19 protein-coding genes are annotated in these 17,501 nt (G+C 44.8%); 17 read left to right on the forward strand and 2 right to left on the reverse strand.

The features are described 5' to 3' along the window. The first annotated feature begins 2 nt into the window (after nucleotides 1-2). From ykgO to QK890_RS19330, 8 genes are all read left to right on the forward strand, one after another. Nucleotides 3-119 carry a type B 50S ribosomal protein L36 gene (ykgO, locus tag QK890_RS19295; protein WP_002558051.1) on the forward strand — a complete coding sequence of 39 codons (117 nt, stop codon included), beginning with the start codon at nucleotides 3-5 and terminating at the stop codon, nucleotides 117-119. Between the two features lie 33 nt (nucleotides 120-152). After that, complete coding sequence (gene rpsM / locus QK890_RS19300) at nucleotides 153-533, forward strand: 30S ribosomal protein S13 (protein WP_002558050.1); 381 nt, start codon at nucleotides 153-155, stop codon at nucleotides 531-533. Between the two features lie 11 nt (nucleotides 534-544). Then, nucleotides 545-934, forward strand: coding sequence for a 30S ribosomal protein S11 (gene rpsK, locus QK890_RS19305; RefSeq protein ID WP_004296327.1), 390 nt, complete (start codon nucleotides 545-547; stop codon nucleotides 932-934). Nucleotides 935-1,053: 119 nt separating this feature from the next. Further along, nucleotides 1,054-1,659 carry a 30S ribosomal protein S4 gene (gene rpsD / locus QK890_RS19310; protein ID WP_005782227.1) on the forward strand — a complete coding sequence of 202 codons (606 nt, stop codon included), beginning with the start codon at nucleotides 1,054-1,056 and terminating at the stop codon, nucleotides 1,657-1,659. A gap of 11 nt (nucleotides 1,660-1,670) precedes the next feature. After that, a complete protein-coding gene (locus QK890_RS19315; RefSeq protein ID WP_005782229.1) occupies nucleotides 1,671-2,663 on the forward strand; it encodes a DNA-directed RNA polymerase subunit alpha in 993 nt (330 codons plus the stop codon). Between the two features lie 3 nt (nucleotides 2,664-2,666). Continuing rightward, nucleotides 2,667-3,152, forward strand: a complete 486-nt coding sequence (gene rplQ / locus QK890_RS19320) for a 50S ribosomal protein L17 (protein WP_005811343.1) — start codon at nucleotides 2,667-2,669, stop codon at nucleotides 3,150-3,152. 137 nt (nucleotides 3,153-3,289) lie between these two features. Continuing rightward, on the forward strand, nucleotides 3,290-3,697 hold the full coding sequence (locus QK890_RS19325) for a hypothetical protein (protein WP_032531568.1): 408 nt from the start codon (nucleotides 3,290-3,292) through the stop codon (nucleotides 3,695-3,697). A gap of 106 nt (nucleotides 3,698-3,803) precedes the next feature. Next, on the forward strand, nucleotides 3,804-4,343 hold the full coding sequence (locus QK890_RS19330) for a hypothetical protein (protein ID WP_005782234.1): 540 nt from the start codon (nucleotides 3,804-3,806) through the stop codon (nucleotides 4,341-4,343). Nucleotides 4,344-4,376: 33 nt separating this feature from the next. On the opposite strand, the gene QK890_RS19335 is transcribed toward QK890_RS19330, so the two are convergent. Beyond that, a complete protein-coding gene (locus QK890_RS19335; protein WP_367627509.1) occupies nucleotides 4,377-6,191 on the reverse strand; it encodes a hypothetical protein in 1,815 nt (604 codons plus the stop codon). A 168-nt stretch (nucleotides 6,192-6,359) separates the two neighbouring features. After that, a complete protein-coding gene (locus QK890_RS19340; RefSeq protein WP_234222207.1) occupies nucleotides 6,360-6,581 on the reverse strand; it encodes a hypothetical protein in 222 nt (73 codons plus the stop codon). Between the two features lie 169 nt (nucleotides 6,582-6,750). On the opposite strand from QK890_RS19340, the gene QK890_RS19345 reads away from it, so the two are divergent. The 9 genes from QK890_RS19345 (at nucleotide 6,751) to QK890_RS19385 (ending at nucleotide 17,450) form a co-directional block, all read left to right on the forward strand. Beyond that, nucleotides 6,751-7,383 (forward strand): DUF6563 family protein, encoded by a 633-nt coding sequence (locus QK890_RS19345; RefSeq protein WP_005811333.1) that lies wholly within the window; start codon nucleotides 6,751-6,753, stop codon nucleotides 7,381-7,383. Nucleotides 7,384-7,531: 148 nt separating this feature from the next. After that, nucleotides 7,532-9,514: a urocanate hydratase gene (locus QK890_RS19350; protein ID WP_367627510.1), complete on the forward strand. Its 1,983-nt coding sequence runs from the start codon at nucleotides 7,532-7,534 to the stop codon at nucleotides 9,512-9,514. Nucleotides 9,515-9,651: 137 nt separating this feature from the next. Beyond that, complete coding sequence (gene ftcD, locus QK890_RS19355; protein ID WP_005782240.1) at nucleotides 9,652-10,554, forward strand: glutamate formimidoyltransferase; 903 nt, start codon at nucleotides 9,652-9,654, stop codon at nucleotides 10,552-10,554. A gap of 6 nt (nucleotides 10,555-10,560) precedes the next feature. After that, a complete protein-coding gene (gene hutI / locus QK890_RS19360) occupies nucleotides 10,561-11,814 on the forward strand; it encodes an imidazolonepropionase (RefSeq protein WP_005782242.1) in 1,254 nt (417 codons plus the stop codon). Nucleotides 11,815-11,843: 29 nt separating this feature from the next. Then, nucleotides 11,844-12,473 (forward strand): cyclodeaminase/cyclohydrolase family protein, encoded by a 630-nt coding sequence (locus QK890_RS19365; RefSeq protein ID WP_005782244.1) that lies wholly within the window; start codon nucleotides 11,844-11,846, stop codon nucleotides 12,471-12,473. Continuing rightward, nucleotides 12,470-13,966, forward strand: a complete 1,497-nt coding sequence (hutH, locus tag QK890_RS19370) for a histidine ammonia-lyase (protein WP_005811324.1) — start codon at nucleotides 12,470-12,472, stop codon at nucleotides 13,964-13,966. The genes QK890_RS19365 and hutH overlap by 4 nt, the downstream gene beginning before the upstream one ends. A gap of 392 nt (nucleotides 13,967-14,358) precedes the next feature. Further along, nucleotides 14,359-15,003, forward strand: a complete 645-nt coding sequence (locus tag QK890_RS19375) for a TetR/AcrR family transcriptional regulator (protein WP_005782249.1) — start codon at nucleotides 14,359-14,361, stop codon at nucleotides 15,001-15,003. 49 nt (nucleotides 15,004-15,052) lie between these two features. After that, nucleotides 15,053-16,405, forward strand: coding sequence for a TolC family protein (locus QK890_RS19380; protein WP_122143392.1), 1,353 nt, complete (start codon nucleotides 15,053-15,055; stop codon nucleotides 16,403-16,405). A gap of 28 nt (nucleotides 16,406-16,433) precedes the next feature. Then, nucleotides 16,434-17,450, forward strand: coding sequence for an efflux RND transporter periplasmic adaptor subunit (locus tag QK890_RS19385; protein WP_005811320.1), 1,017 nt, complete (start codon nucleotides 16,434-16,436; stop codon nucleotides 17,448-17,450). Nucleotides 17,451-17,501: the final 51 nt, after the last annotated feature.

Consider the following 17,501-nt stretch of genomic DNA (forward strand, 5'->3'; position numbering starts at 1 on the left):
ATATGAAAGTAAGAGCATCATTAAAGAAACGTACGCCAGAATGTAAGATCGTTAGACGTAATGGCCGTTTGTATGTTATTAACAAGAAAAATCCTAAGTATAAACAACGTCAAGGATAATTTATTATTTTTGCAAAAAAAATAATTTAGTATATGGCTATAAGAATAGTTGGTGTAGATTTACCTCAAAATAAGAGAGGTGAGATTGCGTTGACCTATGTATATGGAATAGGTCGTAGTAGTTCAGCAAAAATTTTAGATAAAGCTGGTGTGGACAAAGATCTGAAGGTGAAAGACTGGACAGATGATCAGGCTGCAAAGATTCGTGAGATCATCGGTGCAGAGTATAAAGTTGAAGGCGATCTTCGTTCTGAAGTACAATTGAACATTAAGCGATTAATGGATATTGGTTGCTACCGTGGTGTACGTCACCGTATTGGTCTGCCTGTAAGAGGTCAGAGCACTAAAAACAATGCACGTACTCGTAAGGGTAGAAAGAAAACCGTTGCAAATAAGAAAAAAGCTACTAAATAATAATTGTTGATATGGCAAAAAAAACAGTCGCAGCTAAGAAGAGAAATGTTAAGGTAGATGCTAATGGACAATTGCATGTTCATTCATCTTTCAACAATATTATTGTTTCTCTTGCAAATAGTGAAGGGCAGATTATCTCTTGGTCGTCTGCAGGAAAGATGGGATTTAGAGGTTCTAAAAAGAATACTCCTTATGCAGCTCAGATGGCTGCCCAGGATTGTGCTAAAATTGCATTTGATCTTGGCCTGAGAAAGGTAAAAGCATATGTTAAAGGTCCGGGTAACGGACGCGAGTCTGCTATCAGAACGATTCATGGTGCAGGTATTGAGGTTACAGAAATTATTGACGTAACTCCGCTTCCGCATAACGGCTGTCGTCCTCCGAAAAGACGTAGAGTTTAAGATTTACCTTTAATAAAAATGATACTTGATTTTGTTTTTGGATTGCATTAATTTCTTCTCTGTAATCGCGGCTGCAACAAATTGAGTTCATGAATAAACAATTAAATATTTAAAAAGAAATGGCTAGATATACTGGACCAAAATCAAGAATAGCCCGTAAATTCGGTGAAGGTATCTTTGGAGCTGATAAAGTTTTGTCGAAGAAAAACTATCCTCCCGGACAGCACGGAAATTCAAGAAAAAGAAAAACTTCCGAATATGGTATTCAGCTTCGTGAGAAACAGAAAGCTAAATATACTTATGGAGTATTAGAAAAACAATTCCGCAATTTGTTCGAAAAGGCAGCTACAGCTAAAGGTATTACCGGTGAGGTACTTCTCCAGATGCTTGAAGGTCGTCTTGACAACCTTGTGTTCCGTTTGGGTATTGCTCCTACACGTGCAGCTGCTCGTCAGTTGGTAAGCCACAGACACATTACGGTTGACGGACAGGTAGTGAACATTCCTTCATACGCAGTTAAACCGGGTCAGTTGATTGGCGTTCGTGAAAGATCTAAATCTTTGGAAGTAATTGCTAATTCTCTCGCTGGTTTCAATCACAGCAAATATGCTTGGTTGGAATGGGATGAAGCTTCAAAGGTAGGCAAATTGTTGCACATTCCTGAAAGAGCAGACATTCCTGAAAACATTAAAGAGCATTTGATTGTTGAATTGTATTCTAAATAATAATTAATTTCATGGCGATATTAGCATTTCAAAAACCTGATAAAGTATTAATGTTGGAAGCGGATGCCAAATTCGGTAAATTCGAATTTCGTCCCTTGGAACCCGGTTTTGGTATTACCGTTGGTAATGCTTTGCGCCGTATCCTCCTTTCTTCATTAGAAGGTTTTGCTATCACCACTATCCGCATAGAAGGTGTTGAGCACGAATTTTCTAGTGTTCCTGGAGTAAAAGAGGATGTTACCAACATTATCTTGAATCTGAAACAAGTGAGATTCAAGCAAGTAGTTGAAGAATTCGAGAGCGAAAAAGTGAGCATCACTATCGAGAATTCTAGTGAATTTAAAGCAGGTGACATAGGTAAGTATTTGACTGGATTTGAAGTGTTAAATCCGGAATTAGTTATTTGTCATTTAGATTCTAAAGCAACTATGCAGATTGACATTACGATTAACAAAGGTCGTGGTTACGTCCCCGCTGATGAAAACCGCGAATATTGTACCGATGTTAATGTAATTCCAATCGATTCAATCTATACGCCGATACGTAACGTTAAGTACGCTGTAGAAAACTTCCGCGTTGAGCAGAAGACTGACTACGAGAAGTTGGTACTTGAAATTACTACCGACGGTTCCATTCACCCGAAAGAAGCTCTGAAAGAAGCTGCTAAAATTCTGATTTATCACTTCATGTTATTCTCTGACGAAAAGATTACTCTTGAAAGTAATGACGTTGATGGTAACGAAGAGTTCGATGAAGAAGTATTGCATATGCGTCAGCTGTTGAAGACTAAGCTTGTCGATATGGATCTGTCAGTACGTGCCCTCAATTGTTTGAAGGCAGCTGATGTTGAAACATTGGGCGACTTGGTACAGTTCAACAAAACTGACTTGCTGAAATTCAGAAATTTCGGAAAGAAATCGCTTACCGAGCTTGATGATTTGCTGGAAAGTCTGAATCTGTCGTTTGGAACTGATATTTCTAAATATAAATTAGATAAAGAATAAAAAATGAGACATAATAAAAAATTCAATCATTTAGGTCGTACTGCTTCTCACAGAAGTGCTATGTTATCTAACATGGCTTGTTCTTTGATCAAGCACAAAAGAATCACTACGACTGTAGCAAAGGCAAAAGCTTTGAAGAAATTCGTTGAGCCTTTGATCACAAAGTCTAAAGAAGACACAACAAACTCTCGTCGTGTTGTATTTAGCAACTTGCAGGATAAATTTGCTGTAACAGAATTGTTCAAAGAAATCTCTGTGAAGATTGCTGACCGTCCGGGTGGTTACACTCGCATCATCAAGACAGGAAACCGTTTGGGTGACAATGCTGAAATGTGCTTCATCGAACTCGTTGACTACAACGAAAACATGGCTAAAGAGAAAGTTGCTAAGAAAGCTACTCGTACTCGTCGTTCAAAGAAAGCTACTGAAGCTGCTCCTGCTGCTGAAGCTCCTGCTACTGAAGAACCGAAAGCTGAATCAGCAGAATAATTCAACAATTATTCTTATAGATATAAAAAAGGCTGCTCCGAAAGAGTGGCCTTTTTTGTTGATTTTACTAAAGATACTTTAAAATGATTTGGAGATGAACAGTTTGACTGAATAATCTGTTATATTTGCAGGTAGATATGGCAAAGTTCATTAAAATTATATTGTTCATGTTGTTCGCTGTAGCGCTTCATTGTGTAGCCAACAACTATTTCGCAGGAGAACAGGCGGAACAAGATACCTATATGGCTATGTCAGTGCTTAAAGGAGATACGCACGAAACTGTTAGCAGTCCCCAGGCTCCCTACTTTCCTGATGCCGAATTGGCCGGAGCAGGTATTCAGGTTCATCAAATTGCGATGTCACGTATACAGCGCATTCAAGCAGCCGAATATGTTTTCTCTTTAAAAGGTCTTGCCCAAAGGTTGGCAGACCGGGATGCTGCCTTGTCTCAGCATTGGGGAAAACTCTATGATACCACTACTTCTTATTGTTGTCATCCAGTAAGCGAATACTATGTTTTCGCTCTAAGGCGCATTATCGTATAGGAGTTTAATTTATTAGTTCTATTATTTTTTGATTTACTGTACCTGCTAAAAATAGGTATGGTACTATTTTCAGCTATTATCCACTAATAATTTAAACTTAGATATTATGACAACCCAAGCTATTGATGCAACTATTTTTGCATCTTCACACCCAGATATTGCAAAACGTACCAGTATTTCAGGACTTATCTTCTCTTGCGTCATGTTATTGGCGGGAGTGATCGCGTTTGTGTCTACCTTCGAAATGGAAGACCGTTCGTCTACTGTCAGTATGGGGCTTATGGTGCTCGGCACTGCCTTATTCCTGGTTGGAGTCTTCCGGCTGTTCTGGAAATCCAAAGAGATTGTTTATTTACCGACAGGTAGTGTCGCCAAAGAGCAGAGCATCTTTTTTGATCTGAAGCATCTGGATGAATTGACAGATATGGTGAAGTCGGGTGATTTCTCTTTGCAGTCCACAGCTAAAGGAGGTACCAGTGGAAATTTGCGTTTAGACGTAATGCTTTCTGAAGATAAGAAGTTTGCTGCCGTACAACTGTTCCAGTTTGTGCCCTATACTTATAACCCGATAACTTCCGTGCGTTATTTCACTAATGGTGAAGCAGCTTCCATCGCAGCTTTTTTGACTAAGATCAAAGGGCATTGATCCTTTAATTCAAGTTTCAATATATCATGGGGATCAGTCGTTGATGACGGCTATCCCCATTTTCTTCATCAGGAAACAAGCATTCATATTCTGTGCTACGCCGTCTCTGAGTTTGTATGAGAAAGTAAGTTCGTTGTTAGTGATGTCCGCTTCAAAACAATAGTTGTGGATGTCTTCAGGAAATAAATCGATAAGTGAACCGAGCAAGAGGTCGTGAGTGGCTATGATCCCATTTGCTTGCAGAGCCATAAACTGTTTGATCAATGCGAAAGACCCTTTTTGTTTGTCCATGGAATTCGTTCCCTTTAGAATCTCGTCGAGTATAATGAAAAGTTCTTCTCCCGAGTTTAGTTTATCGATAATAAGTTTCAGTCGTTTCAACTCTGCAAAGAAGTATGATTCATTTTCTGTCAAAGAGTCGGTTGTGCGTAGACTTGTGATAAGCTGTGCCGGATATAGCTTCATCTTTTCCGCCCAGACAGGGGCCCCTATACACGCCAGCAGATAGCTTACCCCTATGGTTCTCAGATAGGTGCTTTTTCCTGCCATATTTGCTCCTGTGATAATAACAAAGAAAGGTCGTTTTGCAATCTGAATATCATTGCGTACACATTTATCTCGATCCATCAACGGATGTCCCAGTGCTTCGGCCTCCATACAGAATGGTTTGGACGCGATTTCTGGAAATACATATCCGGGGTGATTGTAGGCGAAAGTGGCCAATGAGCAATAGGCGTCCATTTCTCCGATTGCTTCAAGCCAATGCGGGAGGTTGGCTGCGAAACTTTCTTTCCAGGTTTCTATCTTCATTACCTGACGCAATTCCCAGAAGAAGAGTCCGTTCAGGACAAATTGCATTAGCATATTATTCCGTTGGTCCAGGGCGTTCATCAAGGCAGTGAGGCGTTTCACTGCTTGCGAAGCTGTTTGCTTTTCACCTCCCACCAGTCCTTTCACCCGCTTCAGTGCGCTGCTTTCCATCTCTTTTTCCTCGATTATATGAATCAGGTGTGCATAAGTTGTCAGTATCTGCATCTTTTTGCCGTATACGGACTGCATCTGGCTGACACCTTTTGAGAAAGAGGAGCTGAGGAGACCTATACCTGCGAAGACAATTCCCCATGTGGTGAACGAGATGACACCGGCTATAGCCAGTCCGAGGCAGACGGCATTGGCCAACGGAACAAGGATGGCTAAGGTCCGGAAATACCATTTTTTTCGGTAATATTCCGGGCTTGTTGCCCAGTTCCTGATCTCTTCTTCATCGGCCGTTTTGCCTTTATGCAGCAACCCGAGTATACGGAAGTGCTGACGCATTTCCAATTCCGGAGCCAGTTCCTTTACAGCCTCTTGTCGTTTCTCTATTTCTGCTTTATTTTTCAAGTGTGTGTTCATCCATTCGGCCAGTCTCTTTTTGCCCGGTTGCGTAGCGGTACGGTTTATATACTGAAAGAGTGAATGCTCACCAAAAATATCCAGGTCATAGGTATAAAGATGTGCCGGATCGATAAACTCCTTTCCGTTGTCGAAAGCAGACGTATCGTATGCAATGGCCTGCAGTTCTTGGCGGTTGATTTCTATCTTCTTTTCAAGATAATCTTTCTGGCGGAACAAACGGTTATGCAGTTTCACCAGCAGCAGGAAAGGGATAAAGGTGATTGCCGCGATGCCGCTGATCACCAGTCTGCCTTCACTCCAGAAGTAGATAATACCCGCAACTCCGGCTGCAAAAAGTATCAACCGTAGTGTACCGATACGATAGATGCGTCGTTTAACTTTTGCCAGTTGTGATTCCGATTCAAGGATGATTCGTTGATAAGTGTCTATGATGAGATTCAATTGTTCCATGTTCTCCTGTTGTTTGAATGCAAAAATAATATATTTAGTGTGAGTACGCCATTCTCTTGCCCGGAGCTTGTTTTTGTCAAGAGCAGATTTACTGATTATTAACGTAAGAGTCGGTTTCCGGTCTAATCTTCAGTGTTTTTCCTGTTCCTCCCGGAGAAGTTCACTTATCTACCCACGTTCTCTCCGGATGCTATCGGCATTGCGGTCCGTTGCTACCGGGAAGAGAGGGCGGAGAGCCTTGCTTTGAATGGAACAGAGCCGGTGTTTCACTTCTGAAGAGCCTTGCTTCAAGATAGATAGAGCCTCTGTCCATGTTTCATATAAGTTTTTCAAGTCGGGTTTTACAAGGCGAATCATAAAAAAAGGGAAGCAACGGCCTCCCTTTTTCATCCCTAATATAAATTGAACGTACTTTATGATTCTGTCAGTAAAGATACGACATTGCTAAGCAAAAGTCAAGTGTTTCTCTCCTTTTTCTTAAACTTTTCTTCTGAAAACTTGCTCCGGTTCGTTAAAAGGTGTACCTTTCCGCCGTGAAAATCTTTAATAAGGTGCGTTTATGAAGAAATTGTGTTTCCTGCTGTTGATGAGTTGGCTGGTGATGGAAGTTACTGCGCAGAATGTCGTATATTCAAATCTGAAAGGGCTGCTCGCTTGTGAAGGAGATACGGTTACTTCGCTGAAAGTGGAAAGACGTACAAAGAATCATATTCTGATGACCGGTGGCGCTGATTATAAGATCAGTGTCGGGTCAGACGACTCCATGTGCAAATATCTGAAGTCCCGTTGTTATGCTGTACAGGCAGATACCTCCCTTTACATCAATTGTAAACGGTTGCGTTATAAAAAGTTTCGTTTCGGAGGTTGGTATGCTCCCGCCCTGCGTATAGGAGATCATATCTATTTTAGTGCCATTCCCCTTGGTTCTGTGGCCGCAGGTAGCGATGCTACAATGGATGTAATGCTCGGCGGTAAATTTGGTGATGCCATTGCCGCTTCCGCTTTAATATCCAAACGGGTATATTATGAGATAGATCCTGAAACCAATAAAGTGGGATTTGTCGGGAAAGAGAGGATGGAGGAGTTGCTCGAAGGCCATCCGGACTGGAAGACTGCCTATCTGAATGAAAATAGCGAATCGGCCAAAGTCACCGATAAATATCTGCGTCTGTTGAAGGCAGAAGAGAAATAGCGGCCGTTAGCTATCCGGTTTCTTTTATTCTTCTAACCTTTTGTTAATAAACCTACCGAAATCTTTGTAGATTCTTTCCTTTTTTCTATATTGCGAAGAGTTATCAAATTGTAACGCTGACAGTTTGCAATCCTTAATTCCATTTATTATGAAAATGACTCTCAGCAATCAGTTGCCCGAATATCCGGCATTCGTAGAAGGCATTCGCCGGGCACCCGACCGTGGATATACCCTTTCTCCGGCGCAGACCGCCACGGCCTTGAAGAATGCATTACGTTATATCCCTGTAGACTTGCACGAAAAACTGGCTCCTGAGTTTCTGGAGGAGTTACGAACACGCGGACGTATTTATGGATACCGTTTTCGTCCGGTCGGTGATCTCAAGGCTAAACCCATTGATGAATACCGGGGGAACTGTATTGAGGGCAAAGCTTTTCAGGTGATGATTGACAATAATCTCTGTTTTGATATTGCTCTTTATCCCTACGAACTTGTTACTTATGGTGAGACCGGGCAGGTGTGTCAGAACTGGATGCAATATCGGTTGATAAAGCAATACCTTGAAGTGATGACCCGTGAACAGACCCTTGTCATTGAGTCCGGACATCCGTTGGGGCTTTTCCATTCCCGTCCGGATGCACCCCGTATTATCATTACCAACTCGATGATGGTAGGCATGTTCGACAATCAGCATGATTGGCACGAAGCAGCTCAGATGGGAGTTGCCAATTATGGGCAGATGACGGCCGGTGGATGGATGTATATCGGTCCGCAGGGCATCGTGCATGGTACATTCAATACATTGCTGAATGCCGGTCGGCTCAAGTTGGGTATTCCTCAAGATAAGGATCTGAGCGGACATTTGTTTGTCTCTTCCGGTTTGGGAGGTATGAGCGGTGCACAACCCAAGGCAGCCGAAATAGCCGGTGCTGTTTCAATTATAGCCGAAGTGGATCGTTCCCGCATCGAGACCCGCTACAATCAAGGATGGGTGGGGTATATCACTACTGATCTTCATGCAGCTTTCCGGATGGCATTGAGTGCTGCCGAACGGCACGAACCTTGTTCTGTGGCCTATCATGGTAATGTAGTTGACCTGCTTGAATATGCCGCCCAGGAAGATATTCCGATCGATCTTTTGTCCGATCAGACTTCTTGTCATGCCGTCTACGAAGGAGGGTATTGCCCCGCCGGAGTCACATTTGAAGATCGTACCCGGTTGTTGCACGAATCTCCTGAAACGTTCCGCCGATTGGTCAACGAATCCCTGCACCGTCATTTTGCGGTGATAAAGAAACTTGTTTCCCGTGGTACTTACTTTTTCGATTACGGTAACTCTTTTATGAAAGCCATCTATGATGCCGGGGTCAAAGAGATTTCACGGAATGGAGTGGATGAAAAAGACGGCTTCATCTGGCCGAGTTATGTGGAAGACATTATGGGGCCGGAACTTTTTGACTATGGATATGGTCCGTTTCGTTGGGTATGCCTGAGTGGTAAGCCCGAAGATCTTGCCAAGACTGACCGTGCTGCAATGGAGTGCATTGATGTGAAGCGCCGCGGACAAGATCTCGATAATTATAACTGGATAAAGGATGCCGGTAAGAATCAACTGGTGGTGGGCACACAAGCCCGTATTCTGTATCAGGATGCTGCCGGACGTTTAAAGATCGCCCTCCGGTTTAACGAAATGGTACGTAACGGTGAAGTCGGTCCCATCATGCTGGGACGCGACCATCATGACGTGAGCGGGACAGATTCACCCTTCCGTGAAACTTCCAATATAAAGGACGGCAGCAACGTGATGGCCGATATGGCTGTGCAATGCTTTGCCGGAAATTGTGCCCGGGGCATGAGTCTGGTGGCGCTGCATAATGGTGGAGGTGTGGGTATCGGCAAAGCTGTCAACGGCGGTTTCGGCATGGTATGTGACGGAAGTTCGAGGGTAGACGAGATTCTCCGTTCTTCTATGCTTTGGGATGTGATGGGAGGAGTAGCCCGCCGTTCGTGGGCACGCAATGAACATGCGATGGAAACCAGTGAGGCCTTCAACCTGTCGCATGGAGATACTTATCACATTACGATGCCCTATCTGGTGGATGAAGAGCTGATAAAGAGAATACTGGAATAGAAACGAATCAGGTTCACCACAGAGGACACAGTGGACGCAGAGAATATCTTTCTCTTAAACATCCATATAAACAAGGGATTAAAACTCTGTGCCCTCTGTGTCCTCTGTGGTGAATAATACTCAAAACCATTACAATTATGAATTGGAATAAAATCGTGGAATGCGTTCCCAACTTCAGTGAAGGGCGTGATCTTAAAAAAATAGATCGTATTGTTGCTCCGTTTCGTGCCCGTGCAGGAGTAAAGTTGCTCGACTATAGCAATGATGAAGATCATAACCGGCTGGTGGTGACTCTTGTCGGTGAACCGGAAGCCTTGCGGGATGCCGTTATCGAAGCTATCGGTGTTGCGGTGGAACTGATAGATCTCAATCATCACCAGGGACAGCACCCCCGTATGGGAGCAGTCGATGTAGTGCCTTTCATCCCTATTAAAAACGTGACGATGGATGAAGCCGTCTCTCTTTCCCGCGAGGTGGGGGAGAAAGTAGCCGGACTCTATCATCTTCCCGTTTTTCTATATGAAAAGTCGGCGACCGCTCCCCATCGTGAAAATCTTGCTGCCGTGCGTAAAGGTGAGTTCGAAGGAATGGCCGAGAAAATCAAACTTCCCGAGTGGCAGCCGGATTTTGGTCCGGCAGACCGGCATCCTACGGCCGGTACAGTTGCTATTGGTGCCCGTATGCCTCTGGTAGCCTATAATATCAACCTGAGTACCGATAATCTTGAGATAGCGACCAAGATTGCCAGGAACATCCGTCACATCAACGGTGGTCTGCGTTATGTCAAGGCGATGGGAGTGGAACTGAAAGAGCGGAACATTACCCAAGTGTCCATCAATATGACCGATTACACCCGTACGGCCCTCTATCGTGCCTTTGAGCTGGTGCGTATCGAGGCTCGCCGTTATGGGGTGACTATTATTGGAAGCGAGATTGTGGGGCTTGTCCCGATGGAAGCACTGATCGATACCGCCTCTTATTATCTCGGTTTGGAGAATTTTTCTATGCAGCAGGTGCTCGAATCACGTATAATGGAATAAAGGACCATGAGCGAAAACTTAATCATATTTAATGCCAAAGTAGTAACTCCTCTCGGCTTTTCAGCCCGGAAAGGAAAGGAGATGGCGGAACTCCAAATCTTGGAGAATGCGACAGTCGAAGTTGTGGATGGCACCATCACTTACGTCGGTCCCAACCGGGGAGAAATACGTGACGGGTATTATCATCACTTCTGGCACTACAATGCCCGCGGAAAATGTCTGCTGCCCGGTTTTGTCGATTCACATACCCATTTTGTCTTTGGGGGTGAGCGTGCCGAAGAGTTTTCTTGGCGTCTCAAAGGAGAGAGCTATATGTCTATCATGCAGCGGGGCGGTGGCATTGCCAGTACAGTGGAAGCTACCCGGAAACTCTCTTTCATCTACCTGCGTTCCAGGGCAGAGGGACTTTTGAGGAAGATGACCTCCATGGGGATCACCACCGTTGAAGGTAAAAGCGGGTACGGACTGAACCGTGAAACGGAATTGCTGCAACTCAAAGTGATGCGTAGCCTGAATAATGATGAATGTACGCGCGTGGATATTGTGCCTACCTTCCTGGGAGCACATGCGCTGCCTTCCGAATACAAAGACCGTCCCGATGACTATATCGACTTCCTGATCCGTGAACTGCTTCCCGTCATTCAGCGGGATTCATTGGCCGAGTTTTGCGATGTGTTTTGTGAAGAGGGTGTCTTTTCCGTTGAACAGTCACGTCGTTTGCTGACAGCCGCCAGAGATTACGGGCTTTTACCGAAACTTCATGCCGACGAGATCGTTTCTTTAGGAGGGGCCGAACTGGCTGCTGAGTTAGGTGCCGTCTCTGCCGACCATTTGTTGCATGCTTCCGATGCAGGTATCGAAGCTATGGCCCGTAAGGGAGTGGTTGCCACGCTCCTTCCGCTCACTGCCTTCGCATTGAAGGAACCCTATGCCCGCGGACGGGATATGATCGATGCCGGATGTGCCGTGGCATTGGCTACAGATCTGAATCCGGGAAGTTGTTTCTCCGGCTCCATACCTCTGACGTTTGCCTTGGCTTGCATCCATATGCGGTTCACTGTAGAAGAGGCCATTACGGCTCTTACTCTGAATGGTGCGGCTGCCCTTAACCGTGCCGATTCCATTGGCAGCATCGAAGTGGGTAAAAAGGGCGATTTTGTAGTGCTCGATTCTGACGATTATAATATTCTACCTTATTATGTAGGGATGAATTGCGTAAATACGACTATTAAAGGCGGAGTGCTTTATCCGTCTGTCTGAAATATAAACCCGATAATATCAGAAGAACTATGTTAGCAGAATTAACCGTAAAAGAGTTTTTAGATAAAGTAGCCGGTAGCGATCCTGTACCCGGAGGTGGTAGTATAGCGGCTCTCAATGGTGCTGTGGCTTCGGCGCTGACTGCCATGGTAGCCGGACTGACCGTTGGAAAGAAAGGGTATGAGGAACATGAGGAGCTGATGAAGCATATATCCCGCCTGAGCATTGGACAGCAAGAGCTTTTTGTCGAATACATCGATCGTGATTCCGAGGCGTATGATCGTGTTTTCGGTTGTTTTAAATTGCCTAAGACCACGGATGAAGAGAAAGCTGCCCGGAGCGCTGCTATTCAGGAAGCCACACGTTTTGCGGCACTCATCCCGATGCAGGTGGCACGCAATGCCTGCGAGTTGATGGAGATTATAGCCGATGTAGCCCGTCTGGGTAACCGAAATGCCATTACCGATGCCTGTGTAGCCATGATGGCTGCCCGTTCGGCGGTATTGGGGGCTTTGCTGAATGTCCGCATCAATCTGGCTTCGCTCAAAGACACAGCCTTTGTCGACGAATTGAAGCGGGAAGCCTGCCGTCTGGAGCAATTGGCCTGTACGCGGGAGAAAGAATTACTTGAAGTTGTCAACCAAGAACTGAATCAATGAATAATGTCTATTACGTAGGCTCCGGTGAACTGACTTTCGGAATCATCGAACGCATTATTAACGAAAATCTGAAACTGGAACTGGCTCCGGAAGCCCAAAAGCGCATTCGGAAATGCCGTGACTATCTCGACCGGAAAATAGCTGCTTCCACTGAACCGTTGTATGGTATCACTACCGGATTCGGTTCGTTGTGCAGTAAAAGCATATCACCCGATGAACTCAGCACCTTGCAGGAGAACCTTGTGAAAAGCCATGCTTGCAGTGTAGGCGAGGAGATTCGTCCGGTTATAGTCAAGTTGATGCTGTTGCTCAAGGCACATGCCCTGTCTTTGGGGCATAGCGGAGTGCAAGTCATCACTGTGCAGCGCATTCTCGATTTCTTCAATAATGACGTGATGCCCATTGTCTATGACCGTGGTTCCTTAGGAGCTTCGGGCGATTTGGCACCGCTGGCCAATCTTTTCTTGCCTTTGATCGGGGTGGGCGATGTATATTATAAAGGTAAGAAGCGTGAAGCCATCAGTGTGCTCGACGAGTTTGGCTGGGAGCCTGTAAGGCTGATGAGCAAAGAGGGGCTTGCTTTGCTGAATGGTACTCAGTTTATGAGTGCCAACGGAGTTTTTGCCTTGCTCAAAGCACAGCGGCTTTCAAAGAAAGCAGATATGATTGCCGCCCTTTCGCTTGAAGCTTTCGATGGGCGTATTGATCCCTTTATGGAATGTATTCAGCAGATCCGGCCCCATCCGGGACAGATTGAGACAGGAGAAATATTCCGTCGTTTGTTGCAGGGAAGCGAGTTGATAGCCCGTCCCAAAAAGCATGTGCAGGATCCGTACTCTTTTCGTTGTATCCCCCAGGTACACGGGGCAACGAAAGATGCCATCCGGTATGTCTCCTCTGTGTTGCTGACCGAAATTAATTCGGTGACGGACAACCCCACTATTTTTCCGGACGAAGATCAGATCATATCCGGTGGAAATTTCCACGGACAGCCGTTGGCCATCTCTTTCGATTTCCTTGCCATTGCGATGGCCGAATTGGGCAATATCTCTGAGCGGCGTGTGGCACAATTAATCATGGGGCTACGTGGGCTACCGGAATTTTTGGTTGCCAATCCCGGACTTAATTCCGGCTTTATGATTCCCCAATATGCCGCCGCATCCATGGTCAGCCAGAACAAGATGTACTGCTATGCGGCTTCGAGCGATTCTATCGTTTCTTCCAACGGTCAGGAAGATCATGTCAGTATGGGAGCTAATGCCGCCACTAAACTTTTTCGGGTGATGGATAATCTGGAACACATTCTCGCCATCGAGTTGATGAATGCCGCACAAGGAATAGAGTTTCGACGTCCGGCAAAAACCTCACCTATACTTGAGCGATATCTGGCTGCATATCGTAAAGAAGTCCCGTTTGTGAAAGACGATATCGTGATGTACAAAGAAATTCATAAAACGGTCGCTTTCCTCAATCGGACAAGGTCTGAGTATTAAGTCCGTTTTCTACAAGCTGTCTATATCCCGCAGGCGATATAGATAGAGCACCCCTCTGAATGTCTGCCCTTCTCCCTGCACGGAAGAGGGGCGGGAGAGGGGTTTTCTTCTTCCCTATTCATCGGAATATATCCGTCGTTTATCGATTTTTCTCTTTCGGTGGGCGGGAATACCTTTCTGAAAGTATCTCTTAGCCTTATCTTTGCATCATTGATTTCTGTTAACACTTGTTTCGATTTTCGTTTGGAAAGTTATAATATTTATCAAATATGTATGCATAATTAGGAAACTGATTTATCCCGTCGAGTTTTCTGCTTATCTTTGTTCAGTTTTTCGTTTCTATTAGGCGAAAACGCTGATAATCGATAGTCTAACAACAAAAGAACGGGTTAATGATTGAGAATGTGAAAGAGAACTCACAAAGAGGGGAACTAAGAGACAGAATTATTGAGACAGCTTCGGAAGCTTTTACTGCACATGGTATCAAAAGTATTACGATGGACGACATTGCTGCGTCCTTAAGTATATCGAAACGTACACTTTATGAGGTCTTTCAAGATAAAGAGAGCTTGCTGACCGAGTGTATTTTAAAGCGTCAGGAGGAGATGAATACCTTCTTGGCGGAAACTTTGGCTAACTCGAAAAATGTTCTTGAAGTTATACTTGTATGCTATCAGCGGAGCATTGAGACATTCCATCGAACGAACAAACGTTTTTTCGAGGACATAAAGAAATATCCGAAAGTTCACAGCTTGCTGAAGAATTACCGGGAAAGAGACTCAGACAGTACGATCGAGTTTTTTAAGATGGGCATTAAACAGGGGATATTCAGAGATGATGTAAACTTTGCCATTGTCAACCTGTTGGTTCACGAGCAGCTCGACCTGTTGATGAATACGGATATTTGCAATAAATATTCTTTCCTCGAGGTTTACGAGGCGATTATGTTTACCTACATCCGTGGAATTTCCACAGAGAAAGGAGCACGGGTATTGGAAGATTTCATAACGGAATATAGAAAACAAAGAATACACTAAGATAGGGAAGCACAAAGAAGTTCCCAGGATAAACAACTAAAATTATTGTATGAACAAAATGAAATGTTTCTTAAGCAAAAAGATGCTTTTAGCGGTGGCTGTACTGCTCTCGGTGGGTTATGTACAGGCACAGGAGGTTAAAGACACCTTGCAACTGACGCTTGACAAAGCACTGGAAATTGCGTTGAGCGAAAACCCCACAATGAAAGTGGCCGGCCAAGAGATTCAGCTGAAAAAAGAGGCTAAGAAGGAGGCATACGGAGGATTATTTCCGGAGATTTCGTTGACAGGTTCTTATTCGCGGACACTGAAAAAACAGACAATGGTGATGGATTTTGGCGGAGAGTCGCAGACCATCCAGGTAGGTTCGGACAACTCGTATAGCGGAGGACTGAATGTGAGTCTGCCCGTTTTTGCTCCGGCACTTTACAAGAGTATTAATCTGACTAAATCGGATGTAGAACTGGCTGTTGAGAAGGCACGCTCGTCAAAACTCGATCTGGTGAATCAAGTGACCAAGGCGTATTATCAACTGCTATTGGCACAGGACAGCTACGAGGTGCTTCTGCAGAGCTATGCACAGGCAGAGGCTAACTATGAAGTGGTGAAAGCCAAATACGAGCAAGGTACGGTTAGCGAGTACGATAAGATTCGCGCCGATGTACAGGTGCGCAGCCTGAAACCTTCGGTTGTTTCCGCCCGTAACGGGGTGAATCTTGCCCGTTTGCAGTTGCAGGTGCTGATGGGGATGGATACCGATGTAGCTATTGCCGCTGACGGTAACCTGAAGGATTATGAAATGGTGATGTTCCGTCGCCAGATGGAAAGCAACCAGCTGAACCTGAATAATAACAGCGATTTGAAGCAATTGGATTTAAATGCCGATTTGTTGAAGAAGACGCTGGCTGTTCAGCGGACTAACTTTATGCCGACGCTGGCTGCATCTTTCAACTATTCGTATACATCACTGAATAACGACTTTAAGATGTCACACTATAAGTGGTTTCCATATTCTACTGTCGGTTTGAGCCTGAGTATTCCTTTGTTTAAGGCAAGTAACTTTACGAAGGTGAAGCAGACCAAGATTCAGATGCAGCAATTGACCGAGAACCGTACCAACGTACAGCGTCAGTTGACTATGCAGGCCACCAGCTATCTGGACAATATGGCCGCAAGCACTGAACAGGTGGTCAGCAATAAAGAAGGAATCGTACAAGCAGAAAAGGGACGTCTCATTGCCCAGAAACGTTATGAAGTGGGAAAAGGGACTATCCTTGAACTGAACGATTCGGAAGTGGCGCTCACACAGGCCCAGTTGACCTACAATCAGTCTATTTACGACTATCTGGTTGCAAAGGCTGATCTTGATCAGGTATTGGGAAGAGAAGAGGTAACAGAGTAACTAAACACACAACAATTAAAATTTGAATATGAAAAGATGTTTCCAATTAGTAGCCCTGCTCGCCGTTGTGCTATTGGGCTCGTGCACTGGAGGAAAAGACAAAGGTGCCGCTGAAAAAACAGAAGAAAAGCCAAAAGTAAAATTGGCTGATGTAACAGCGCGCCCGGTAGAACAGATACAGGAATACACGGCAACTGTAGAAGCTGAAGTGAAGAATAACATTGCGCCTTCATCACCGGTGCGTATTGATAAAATCTTTGTAGAGGTAGGCGATCATGTATCCAAAGGACAGAGACTGGTACAGATGGATGCTGCCAACCTGAAACAGACTAAACTGCAACTGGACAACCAGGAAGTGGAGTTCAAGCGTATTGACGAACTTTATAAAGTGGGTGGTGCTTCCAAATCGGAATGGGATGCTGCGAAGATGGCCTATGACGTAAAGAAAACGGCTTACCAGAATTTGCTGGAGAATACTTCTTTGCTGAGTCCTATCAGCGGTGTGGTGACTGCCCGCAATTATGATAGCGGTGATATGTACAGCGGAGGCAATCCGGTGCTGACCGTCGAGAAGATCACTCCGGTTAAGCTGCTGATCAACGTATCCGAGGTTTACTTTACCAAAGTGAAAAAAGGTGCTCCTGTCGATGTGAAACTGGATGTTTATGGCGATGAGGCTTTCGAAGGCAAAATCAGCCTGATTTATCCGACAATCGATCCGACTACCCGTACATTCCAGGTAGAGATTCAGTTGCCTAATCAGAATCAGAAAGTACGTCCGGGAATGTTTGCCCGTGCCAGTCTGAACTTCGGTACGGAAGAGAATGTGGTTGTTCCCGATCTGGCGATTGTGAAACAGGCAGGTGCCGGTGACCGCTATGTGTATGTATACAAAGATGGAAAGGTGACATACAATAAGGTCGAACTGGGACGCCGCATGGGTGCTGAGTATGAGTTGAAGTCCGGTGTACCCAACAATTCTCAGGTAGTCATTGCCGGTCAAACCCGATTGATCAACGGCACTGAGGTAGAAGTAGAAAAATAATGAATCAATGTAACCGTATGCCGTGTGTTTCCTTATAATGTATGGGACACC

The sequence above is a fragment of the Bacteroides sp. NGMCC 1.200775 genome, from assembly GCF_040798045.1.
Lineage (GTDB): Bacteria > Bacteroidota > Bacteroidia > Bacteroidales > Bacteroidaceae > Bacteroides > Bacteroides hominis.

What these genes read in the sequence shown, in the direction of transcription:
- rpsM (WP_002558050.1), top strand. Translation starts at nt 153, where the DNA reads ATGGCTATAAGAATAGTTGGTGTAGATTTACCTCAAAATAAGAGAGGT.
- QK890_RS19325 (WP_032531568.1), top strand. Translation starts at nt 3,290, where the DNA reads ATGGCAAAGTTCATTAAAATTATATTGTTCATGTTGTTCGCTGTAGCG.
- QK890_RS19335 (WP_367627509.1), bottom strand. Translation starts at nt 6,191, where the DNA reads ATGGAACAATTGAATCTCATCATAGACACTTATCAACGAATCATCCTT.
- rplQ (WP_005811343.1), top strand. Translation starts at nt 2,667, where the DNA reads ATGAGACATAATAAAAAATTCAATCATTTAGGTCGTACTGCTTCTCAC.
- QK890_RS19340 (WP_234222207.1), bottom strand. Translation starts at nt 6,581, where the DNA reads ATGAAAAAGGGAGGCCGTTGCTTCCCTTTTTTTATGATTCGCCTTGTA.
- rpsK (WP_004296327.1), top strand. Translation starts at nt 545, where the DNA reads ATGGCAAAAAAAACAGTCGCAGCTAAGAAGAGAAATGTTAAGGTAGAT.
- QK890_RS19315 (WP_005782229.1), top strand. Translation starts at nt 1,671, where the DNA reads ATGGCGATATTAGCATTTCAAAAACCTGATAAAGTATTAATGTTGGAA.
- hutI (WP_005782242.1), top strand. Translation starts at nt 10,561, where the DNA reads ATGAGCGAAAACTTAATCATATTTAATGCCAAAGTAGTAACTCCTCTC.
- ftcD (WP_005782240.1), top strand. Translation starts at nt 9,652, where the DNA reads ATGAATTGGAATAAAATCGTGGAATGCGTTCCCAACTTCAGTGAAGGG.
- QK890_RS19375 (WP_005782249.1), top strand. Translation starts at nt 14,359, where the DNA reads ATGATTGAGAATGTGAAAGAGAACTCACAAAGAGGGGAACTAAGAGAC.
- rpsD (WP_005782227.1), top strand. Translation starts at nt 1,054, where the DNA reads ATGGCTAGATATACTGGACCAAAATCAAGAATAGCCCGTAAATTCGGT.
- hutH (WP_005811324.1), top strand. Translation starts at nt 12,470, where the DNA reads ATGAATAATGTCTATTACGTAGGCTCCGGTGAACTGACTTTCGGAATC.
- QK890_RS19350 (WP_367627510.1), top strand. Translation starts at nt 7,532, where the DNA reads ATGAAAATGACTCTCAGCAATCAGTTGCCCGAATATCCGGCATTCGTA.
- QK890_RS19330 (WP_005782234.1), top strand. Translation starts at nt 3,804, where the DNA reads ATGACAACCCAAGCTATTGATGCAACTATTTTTGCATCTTCACACCCA.
- ykgO (WP_002558051.1), top strand. Translation starts at nt 3, where the DNA reads ATGAAAGTAAGAGCATCATTAAAGAAACGTACGCCAGAATGTAAGATC.
- QK890_RS19380 (WP_122143392.1), top strand. Translation starts at nt 15,053, where the DNA reads ATGAACAAAATGAAATGTTTCTTAAGCAAAAAGATGCTTTTAGCGGTG.
- QK890_RS19345 (WP_005811333.1), top strand. Translation starts at nt 6,751, where the DNA reads ATGAAGAAATTGTGTTTCCTGCTGTTGATGAGTTGGCTGGTGATGGAA.
- QK890_RS19365 (WP_005782244.1), top strand. Translation starts at nt 11,844, where the DNA reads ATGTTAGCAGAATTAACCGTAAAAGAGTTTTTAGATAAAGTAGCCGGT.
- QK890_RS19385 (WP_005811320.1), top strand. Translation starts at nt 16,434, where the DNA reads ATGAAAAGATGTTTCCAATTAGTAGCCCTGCTCGCCGTTGTGCTATTG.